This is a genomic window from Novosphingobium sp. UBA1939 (genome assembly GCF_002336885.1).
Taxonomy (GTDB): Bacteria; Pseudomonadota; Alphaproteobacteria; order Sphingomonadales; family Sphingomonadaceae; genus Novosphingobium.
The window spans coordinates 90,360-98,810 of sequence record NZ_DDFB01000016.1 but is presented as its reverse complement, the minus strand read 5'-3'; the positions used below and the strand labels follow the sequence as shown (position 1 = coordinate 98,810).

The window sequence follows — 8,451 nt, the reverse complement described above, 5'->3', positions numbered from 1 at the left end:
CGTGGCACCGGCGGGCGCGGCTGGCGCAGGACGCGGAGCCGGAGCGGCTGCGGCGACGGGAGCGCTGGGCGGAGCGACGGCAGCGGGGCGCGGCGCCGGCGCGGCGGCACGTGGTTCGGCCGATGCCGGGCGGACGACCTTGGGCGTCGAAGGAGCCTCGGCCTTTTCATTCGCCTTCACCGGCGACGGCCGCGCCTTCAGCCCCAGGCGATGGGCCTTGCCGATCACGGCATTGCGGCTGACGCCACCGAGTTCCTCGGCGATCTGGCTGGCGGTTGCGCCGCCTTCCCACATCTTCGTCAGCTTCTCGATCCGCTCTTCGGTCCAGCTCATGCCCGTGCCAATCCTTCGTATAAAACCTTGCGCGATCCGCGTTTCCGCCATCGGCGCCCAATCGTTTTCCCCAACGCGGGGACGCCCCCGCGCCAGCTTTGTCACGCCGTTGCCGCCAGCCCTTGTCAGAGGCAGGCTGGCGCGATACCGCATCTGCCATGGCAGATCAAATCACGTCCCGCGCAGGGGACGACAACCGGTATCACGGCAGCTTTCCGCAACCTGGGCAACCGATTTTCCGCGGTTTCAACCGGCTGGGATTGTGGACCCTCTATATGAAGGAGGTGCGGCGGTTCTTCAAGGTGCAGACCCAGACGATCTGGGCGCCGGCCGTCACCACCTTGTTGTATCTGGCGATCTTCACGCTCGCGCTTGGCGGTGGAGGGCGCGTGGTGCTGGGCGTGCCGTTCGCCAGCTTCGTGGCGCCGGGCCTGATCGCCATGGGCATGATCAACAATGCCTTCGCCAATTCGAGCTTCAGCTTCCTTGCCGGCAAGATCCAGGGCACGATCATCGACTATCTGATGCCGCCGGTTTCCGAAGGAGAACTGCTGCTGGCGCTGGTCGGCGCGGCGGTTACGCGCGCCGTCCTGGTCGGCCTTGCCGTGACGGCGGCGATGATGCTGTGGCCGGGCGTGCATCTGGAGGCAAAGCACCCCTGGGCGATCGTCTGGTTCGGGCTGATGGGCGCAACGCTGCTGGCGCTCATCGGCGTGCTGACCTCGATGTGGGCGGAAAAGTTCGATCACAACGCGGCGGTCACCAATTTCATCATCACGCCGATGTCGATGCTTTCGGGCACGTTCTACGTGATCGATCGGCTGGCCCCCGCGTTCCAGGCGATCAGCCGGGTCAATCCGATCTTCTATGTGATTTCCGGTTTCCGTTTCGGCTTTCTCGGGGAAAGCGACATTGGCGACAGCAACCTTGCCGTGTTGCACGGCGCGATCGGCCTGGGCGTGCTGAACGTAGCGCTGGCAGGCGTCACGTATGCGCTGCTGCGGTCAGGCTGGAAGCTGAAAAGCTGACGTCGACGGGGGAACGCGGGCGAGGCGACGATGCGCCAGCCCGCCCCGGCCGATCCACTTAGTGGGAAAGGCTCCGGCGCAGACGATAGCGGCCGTTGCGATAGCCATCGAACATCTCGTCGAGCGAAGGGTGCTCCACCGGTCCGGTGTCGGGATCGGCCATCAGGTTCTGCTGGCTGACATAGGCCACGTAACTGCTCTCCTCGTTTTCGGCGAGGAGATGGTAAAAAGGCTGGTCGCGCGGCGGGCGCATGTCGGCCGGGATGGATTCATACCATTCGTCGCTGTTGGCGAAGACCGGGTCGATATCGAAGATCACGCCACGGAAATCGAACAGCCGGTGCTTCACGACATCACCGATCGCGAAGCGCGCCGTGGCGACGTGAGGCGCCGAAACATGCCGACCGGCCTGCTGCGAAAAGTAGCGGGCCTGATCCGTGTCCATGGAGGGAATATGGGGCATGGCAGCAATATAGGGCGCGGCGCAGGGCGAAACAAGCGAGCCCTTGTGCATTGCGTCATCTTTCTGCTTGGCAAGCCCCAATCCATGCGCTAACGGCGCGCTTCCTCGACCGGGCGGCTTTCTAAACCGTCCCTTGGCGCTTCATGGAGAGGTGGCAGAGTGGTCGAATGCGCCGCACTCGAAATGCGGTGTACGGGCAACCGTACCGTGGGTTCGAATCCCACCCTCTCCGCCAAGTTTCCGTTCCCGACGGTTCGTATTTCGGATGCTCCGCCTAGCTCGCGCCAATGTCCCGGGCGACGCGGCGCAGGGCGGGCAGCAGGCGTGCGCGCAGATCGGCCATGGAAACGCGCGCGGCCTGGGTGCCGATGTTGAGCGCGGCGATAGTGACGCCCGAACGGTTGCGCACCGGAACCGCGATCGAGCGCAGCCCCGGCTCCAGTTCCTGATCGACGATGGCATATTCCTGTTCCGCGACGTTGCGGAAAACCTCCAGCAGCGTGGCCGGATCGGTTTGGGTGCGGCCGGTCAATGGGGCAATCGCGGACGTGCGCAGATAGGCCTCCTGTTCCGCGCGGGGCAGGGCGGAGAGCAGGACGCGGCCCATCGAGGTGGCATAGAGCGGCAAACGGCTGCCCACGCGCAGCGAGATCGACATGATGCGGCTCGCTTCGGCGCGGGCGACGTAATAGACTTCGCCTTCCTCCAGCACGCCCAGCGAACAGGATTCGTGGATGTCGTCGCGCAACCGGTCGAGCAGGGGTTGCGCGCGCTGGGCCAGCGTGTTGGACGATAGATAGGCATAGCCCAGAGCCAGTGCCTTGGGGCGGAGCGTGTAGCGGCTTTCGTCGCGCGCGGCATAACCCAGGCTGACCAGCGTGTGCAGGCAGCGCCGGACCGCCGGGCGGCTCAGCCCGGTCAGGCGACTCGCCTGGGCGATGGTCATCGGTCGCTGTTCGTCAGCGAAGCAGCGCAGCACCGCCAGTCCACGTGCCAGCGACATCATGAAATCCGGATCGTTCTCCTGCGGCGTTTCCACGCGGCTGCTCCCGATTTGTAAACGATAATCGTACAATATACCGTTTATCGGTTGACTCAAGCCATCACTGGGCACGAAGTGCGGCCCATGCCGTGCCGGGGCACGCGCGTTGCGGGAGAATGGCGGTGATCGACAAGTCGGTGGCTTCGGTGCGCGCGGCAGTGGCCGATATCGGCGATGGCGCGTCGGTGATGATCGGCGGCTTCGGTACGGCCGGCATGCCGGACGAACTGATCGAAGCGCTGATCGATCGTGGCGTGGGCGACCTTACCATCATCAACAACAACGCCGGCAATGGCGAAACCGGGGTGGCCGCGCTGATCAAGGCCGGGCGGGTGCGCAAGATCATCTGTTCGTTCCCGCGCCAGTCGGATTCGCATCATTTCGACGCGCGTTACCGCGCCGGGGAAATCGAGCTGGAACTGGTGCCGCAAGGCAACCTTGCCGCGCGGATCCAGGCGGCCGGAGCCGGGCTGGGCGCGATCTTCACGCCCACCGGCTATGGCACGCTGCTGGCCGAAGGCAAGGAAACGCGCCGGATCGACGGGCGCGATTATGTGCTGGAATATCCGATCCACGCCGATTTCGCGCTGATCAAGGCGCACCGCGCCGATCGCTGGGGCAACCTCGTCTATCGCAAGACCGCGCGCAACTTCGGCCCGATCATGGCGATGGCGGCGCGTACCGCGATCGTCCAGGTCGACGAGATCGTGCCGCTGGGATCGCTGGACCCGGAAACGGTGGTGACGCCGGGGATCTTCGTCCAGCGTGTCGTTGCGCTTGGGGCCTCTGTCGCGCGCGCGGCTTGAACGGAAGGAAGCAAGCATGAAGCGTCTCGACCGCGATGCGATGGCCGCACGGGTGGCCCGCGACATCCCCGAAGGGGCCTACGTCAATCTTGGCATCGGCCTGCCGACCCGCGTGGCCGATTTCCTGCCGGTCGACCGGGAGGTGGTGCTCCAGAGCGAGAACGGGTTGCTCGGCATGGGGCCGGCGCCTGCGGCCGGGGACGAGGACCCGGAACTGATCAACGCGGGCAAGCAGCCGGTCACGCTGCTGGCGGGCGGCGCGTTCTTCCACCATGCCGACAGCTTCGCGATGATGCGCGGCGGACATATCGACATCTGCGTGCTGGGCGCGTTCCAGGTTTCGGTTCACGGCGATCTCGCCAACTGGCACACCGGCGCGCCGGGAGCGATTCCGGCGGTGGGCGGGGCGATGGATCTCGCCATCGGCGCCAAGCGCACGTTCGTGATGATGGACCTGCTGACGCGCGAGGGGCAGAGCAAGCTGGTCGAGGCGTGCAGCTATCCGCTCACCGGCCTCGCCTGCGTATCGCGCATCTATACCGACCATGCCGTGTTCGATGTGGGGCCGGAAGGGGCCTCGGTCGTGGAGATGATCGACGGGCTCACGCTCGATGCCTTGCAGGGGCTGACCGGCGTGCCGCTGCGCATGGATGCCTAGCGCACCCGTCTCCGGAACCAGAACGTCCACACCGCCAGGCTGCCCAGCAGCGCCAGGCCGAGTCCCACGAGGGTCATGACCAGCCGGTAGGCAAGGCCGCCGACCTTGGCGGCGTGGAGCGGATACACCTGGTTGAACATCCGTGCGCCGGCGGGCAGGTCCAGCGCATCGCGCGAGCCCAGCATACGGCCCGTCGCGGCGTCGAACCATACCATTGACCGGCCGTTGGGCAGCCATTCGTCCGCCCGTTTCATGCGGATCGCGATGGGATCGCCGGGCTTGCGGGGCAGGGAAAGGATGCGCAGGCGCGCGTCGGGAAACCGCGCTTGCGCCTGTTCGATCATTGCGTGCCAGTCCGGCCGCGCGGCGAGAGGGCCGCTGGCGAGTTTGGGCGGCTTCAGGGAAGCCTCGATCGCGGAGGGCGGGGAGAAGGGCCAGAGTACCAGTCCGGCGACGGGCCGGAACACCATCATCGTTCCCGTCAGCGTCGCCAGCAACAGCAATGGCGCGATCACGATGCCCAGATCGCGGTGATGCCACAGGATGGCGGCGCGCGACAGGCGCGAAGGCAGCAGCCGCCAGCGGAACGTCCGGCGTGTCCGCCACCACAGGATCGTGCCCGAGACGACGAAGAACACGCCGGCCAGCCCCGCGATGCCGATCACGGTTTCCCCGGCATCCCCGGATAACAGGTGGTGGTGCAGGTCGAACAGCCAGAGTTCGGGCCGCTGCCACTGGCTGTCCCAGCGGGTAACGATGTGCCCCGATTGATCGGCATAGGCGCCGGCATCGCCGGGGCCGCGCAACTGTATCAGCCCGAACCGTTCGCTGGCGTAGATCAGCGCTTCTCCGCGCGGGGCGGGCAGCAGCCGTCCGGTTGCCAGCGCGATCCGGGCGGGATCGCTCACCAGCGCATCGCCGGCGTGGGGCAGGGCGATCCAGTCCTCCTTGTGGACCAGAATCGCGCCCGACAGACCCAGCACGGCCAGCACCAGGCCAAGCAGGCCACCGGTCCAGCGGTGGAGCAGATCGAGCCACTTCATCGCGTCAGAACCGGTAGTCCCAGCCCAGCGTGAAGGCACGGCCGCGTCCCGCGAAATAAAAGAAGTTGTCGGTCGGGCGCGTGGTATCGCTGGCGTAGTCGATATACTGCTTGTCGAACAGGTTCTGCACGCTCAGCGTCCATCCGCCGATCGCGGTCTGATAGCGCAGGCTCGCGTCGGTCAGGGTGTAGCCGCCGAAATCGTTGCGGGGATCGCGCGCAAAGCCCTTGAAGGTGCGGGCGAAATAGACCTGGGTCTGCACTCGCGCGCTGATCGGGCCGCGCACGTAGCTGGCGGCCAGGTTCAGGCGGTCAGGCGAGATGTTGGCGCCATCCAGATCGCTGTCGACCCTGCCGTCGTTGTTGGTGTCCGACCGGCCGATCAGGTGCGCGTAACCCAGCGACAGCTTCAGTCCGTCGATCGGCATCTGCACGCCGAGATTCAGCTCCAGCCCCTGGATCTCGACGCGCTGGCGCTGCACGTCGAAGATCCCGTCAGGTCGCTGAACGAGAAGCTGCCCCTCCTTGCTGGTCGACCAGAAGTAGGTGACGCTGCCATCCAGCGGGCCGCGCTTTACCTCGATCCCGATCTCCCGGTTGTTGGACACGATCGGCCTGATGTTGAGATAGGTGTCGATCGCGATCCCCGGCTTGTTGATGGCGCGGGTAACCCGGCCGACATCGGGGACGGTGAAGCCTTCGGCATAACTCGCATAGGCGCGGATGCCGGGCCAGGGTTCGATGATCAGGCCGCCGTTGAGCAAGGCATCGGAAAAGCGCGGGCTGCCGCCTTTCACGAACGTGCGGTTGGAGGTGGCGAGCGTGGTGAAATCGTCGATGGTGATCCGCACATCCTCATAGCGGACGCCCCCCGCAAATCGCAGCTTGCCATCCAGCAGCTTCAGGTTGAGCTGGCCGAACGGTGCGAAGCTGCGGAAATCGGTCGGCGGCACCCAGACGCGGTTGGTGGCGATCAGGCGCTGTTCGGTCTTGTCCCACAGGGCATCGAAACCGACGATCGCGGTCAGCGCCTCGAAGCCGGGCACCGGCCGTTCGTAGCTGATCTTGCCGCCGATCTTGCGCGACCGGTTCTGCGATTGGTCGAACAGGGTGCCGACCGGCGCGATCAGCGCGTCCTGGAATGTCGCCTGCGGCGTGGGCTCTCCGCCGAAGGTGTCGCGGCTGCGGTTGAAGAACACCTGGCTGACGAAGTTGCCGCCCCACAACGCCGTGTCGGTGATCGACAGCGCCACGCTTTCCGTGCGGTTAGTGGCAGGCTTGCCGGGGGGCGTGCCGGGCGTGGCGCTGGTCGGCAGGCCGGTGGCGCGGTTGCCCTGCACGGCCACGTAGTCGCCATCGCCCTTCAGTTCGTAGCGGCTGGCGATCAGATCTATCCGCCCGGTCGAGGACAAGGCGTAGCCGAACCGCCCGAACAGCGAGAGCGTGCGCGAATCCTGCGTTTCGCCTTGCGTCAGGTTGATGCCGGTGCGGCGTCCCTTTCCGTCATAGAACACGCCGCGCTTGTCGTAGGCGGCGCCCACCGTCGCGTCGAAACGTCCCGCCTTGTATTGCAACAACCCCGCGACCTTGCCGCCGAAGCCATCGCTTTCGAAGCCGTCGCCGCTGGTTCCCTGCACCAGCACCCGGCCGCCCAGCCCATCGGTCTGGGGTGCGCCGACGGTGACCTGGTTGACGATGCCGCCGGTGCCGCCGATGCCCTGCAGCGCGTTCGAGCCGTAGATTACTTCCACCCGGTCGACGAAGAAGCCGTCGATGGTGAAGCCGTCGCGGCTGCCGTCGCGTAGCGGCGTGGATTGGGGAATGCCGTTGATGGCATAGAGCGGAGAGCGTCCGCGCAGCGTTTCGCCCGCCCCGGAGAGCTTCTGGCGCGTGGGCGAGAACGACGGGATCAGCGTGGCGACAGCATCGGTGACCGAACCGGATATGGCTATCTGCTGTTCCAGAGAAGCCTTGTCGATCACCTCCACGGTCAGGGGCAGGGCATTGGGCGGAAGGATCGTGCGCGCGGCCGTAACAACGATCTGGGTGTCGTCGGGTTCACCACGGGTTTCCGCGGACGCCGTTTGCGGCAGCGATAGCGTCCCTCCTGCCAAAGCGAGAACGGAAACTGTGAAACCTGCCTTGGCCCTGATCGACACCGTACTTGTCCCCCGTTTGGCTCGCGATGATCGAGGGGCGCGTTATCAATCTCGACTAAGTAATGCAACTCATTCGCATTAAAAAGAATAGACGCCCACGACACATCGCGGCCGCGGATGAGGCGGCCGTAATGGCGGAGGTGGTGAAGGGGCGGGGGCTGGCCTGTGTGCTAATGCCACGATCGGCCGCGCCGGAGTTCAGCCGGTCCGTTCGCCCCAGACTTCGGATAGCAGCGAGAGCATTGCCGCCCAGCTCTGCCTGTCCGCGCTGGCATCATAGCCGATGGCCGGGATTCCACGCGCGTCACTGTCCGGATCGGTGAAGCCGTGCTTGGCGTGGGCGTAGGCGTGAAAGTGCCAGTCGGCATGGGCGCCGTCCATTTCCTCCCAGAACGCCAAAACCTGCGGTCGCGGCACCAGCGGGTCCTTGTCGCCGTGGCAGATCAGGATGCGGGGGCGGATCGCGTCACCAGGTTGAGCCGGGCGCCCGGTCGCCAGGACGCCGTGGAAACTGACGACGACGTCCAGGTCTGCCCCGTCGCGCGCCAGTTCGAGCACGGCCTGCCCGCCCATGCAGAAACCGATCGCGCCGACCGGCAGATCGGCGGCGGCCTCGTGCGCGCGCAGCGTGGCCACCGCCGCGGCGATGCGGTCGCGGTAATGCCGCACATCGGCGCGCAAGGTTTCCGCCAGGGCGTGCGAAGCGGCGAAGTCAGCCACGGGCTGGCCGTAGAAGTCCGCGATCAGCGCCACGTAGCCAGCATCCGCCAGCATCTGCGCGCGCCGCTCCATCGGTGCGTTCACGTTCATGATCGTGGGAAAGAGCACGATCGCTCCGCGCGCCGACCCCGCCGGCCGGGCAAGCCAGCCGGTGAGCACGGTATCATCGTGATGGTAGCGGACTTCCTCCAGCGCCATCG

At 66.1% G+C, this 8,451-nt stretch carries 9 protein-coding genes and 1 tRNA gene; 4 read left to right on the top strand and 6 right to left on the bottom strand.

The window, feature by feature from the left end:
- Positions 1–333 (bottom strand): GcrA family cell cycle regulator (locus tag B3547_RS03300; protein ID WP_292960118.1); only part of this gene is annotated, 333 nt, incomplete at its 3' end.
- 158 nt (positions 334–491) lie between these two features.
- Here B3547_RS03300 and B3547_RS03295 point away from each other — a divergent pair.
- The gene (locus B3547_RS03295) at positions 492–1,361 is read left to right on the top strand and encodes an ABC transporter permease (RefSeq protein WP_124809821.1); all 870 of its coding nucleotides are present in this window, start codon (positions 492–494) and stop codon (positions 1,359–1,361) included.
- Positions 1,362–1,419: 58 nt separating this feature from the next.
- Here the strand turns inward: B3547_RS03295 and hspQ are convergent, their stop codons facing one another.
- Positions 1,420–1,806, bottom strand: coding sequence for a heat shock protein HspQ (hspQ, locus tag B3547_RS03290; protein WP_124809830.1), 387 nt, complete (start codon positions 1,804–1,806; stop codon positions 1,420–1,422).
- Positions 1,807–1,969: 163 nt separating this feature from the next.
- On the opposite strand from hspQ, the gene B3547_RS03285 reads away from it, so the two are divergent.
- Positions 1,970–2,059, top strand: a tRNA-Ser gene (locus B3547_RS03285).
- A gap of 39 nt (positions 2,060–2,098) precedes the next feature.
- On the opposite strand, the gene B3547_RS03280 is transcribed toward B3547_RS03285, so the two are convergent.
- Positions 2,099–2,863, bottom strand: a complete 765-nt coding sequence (locus tag B3547_RS03280) for an IclR family transcriptional regulator domain-containing protein (protein ID WP_292960114.1) — start codon at positions 2,861–2,863, stop codon at positions 2,099–2,101.
- A gap of 125 nt (positions 2,864–2,988) precedes the next feature.
- Between B3547_RS03280 and B3547_RS03275 the strand changes: the two genes are divergently transcribed.
- Both B3547_RS03275 and B3547_RS03270 read left to right on the top strand, forming a co-directional pair.
- Positions 2,989–3,672 (top strand): 3-oxoacid CoA-transferase subunit A, encoded by a 684-nt coding sequence (locus tag B3547_RS03275; RefSeq protein ID WP_125955367.1) that lies wholly within the window; start codon positions 2,989–2,991, stop codon positions 3,670–3,672.
- Between the two features lie 16 nt (positions 3,673–3,688).
- The gene (locus B3547_RS03270) at positions 3,689–4,330 is read left to right on the top strand and encodes a 3-oxoacid CoA-transferase subunit B (protein ID WP_125955368.1); all 642 of its coding nucleotides are present in this window, start codon (positions 3,689–3,691) and stop codon (positions 4,328–4,330) included.
- Here the strand turns inward: B3547_RS03270 and B3547_RS03265 are convergent.
- From B3547_RS03265 to B3547_RS03255, 3 genes are all read right to left on the bottom strand, one after another.
- On the bottom strand, positions 4,327–5,373 hold the full coding sequence (locus B3547_RS03265) for a PepSY-associated TM helix domain-containing protein (RefSeq protein ID WP_292960108.1): 1,047 nt from the start codon (positions 5,371–5,373) through the stop codon (positions 4,327–4,329). The genes B3547_RS03270 and B3547_RS03265 overlap by 4 nt on opposite strands.
- A 4-nt stretch (positions 5,374–5,377) precedes the next feature.
- On the bottom strand, positions 5,378–7,531 hold the full coding sequence (locus B3547_RS03260; RefSeq protein WP_414690489.1) for a TonB-dependent receptor: 2,154 nt from the start codon (positions 7,529–7,531) through the stop codon (positions 5,378–5,380).
- A 198-nt stretch (positions 7,532–7,729) separates the two neighbouring features.
- Complete coding sequence (locus B3547_RS03255; protein WP_292960106.1) at positions 7,730–8,449, bottom strand: dienelactone hydrolase family protein; 720 nt, start codon at positions 8,447–8,449, stop codon at positions 7,730–7,732.
- Positions 8,450–8,451: the final 2 nt, after the last annotated feature.

What these genes read in the sequence shown, in the direction of transcription:
- hspQ (WP_124809830.1), bottom strand. Translation starts at nt 1,806, where the DNA reads ATGGACACGGATCAGGCCCGCTACTTTTCGCAGCAGGCCGGTCGGCAT.
- B3547_RS03295 (WP_124809821.1), top strand. Translation starts at nt 492, where the DNA reads ATGGCAGATCAAATCACGTCCCGCGCAGGGGACGACAACCGGTATCAC.
- B3547_RS03255 (WP_292960106.1), bottom strand. Translation starts at nt 8,449, where the DNA reads ATGGCGCTGGAGGAAGTCCGCTACCATCACGATGATACCGTGCTCACC.
- B3547_RS03265 (WP_292960108.1), bottom strand. Translation starts at nt 5,373, where the DNA reads ATGAAGTGGCTCGATCTGCTCCACCGCTGGACCGGTGGCCTGCTTGGC.
- B3547_RS03270 (WP_125955368.1), top strand. Translation starts at nt 3,689, where the DNA reads ATGAAGCGTCTCGACCGCGATGCGATGGCCGCACGGGTGGCCCGCGAC.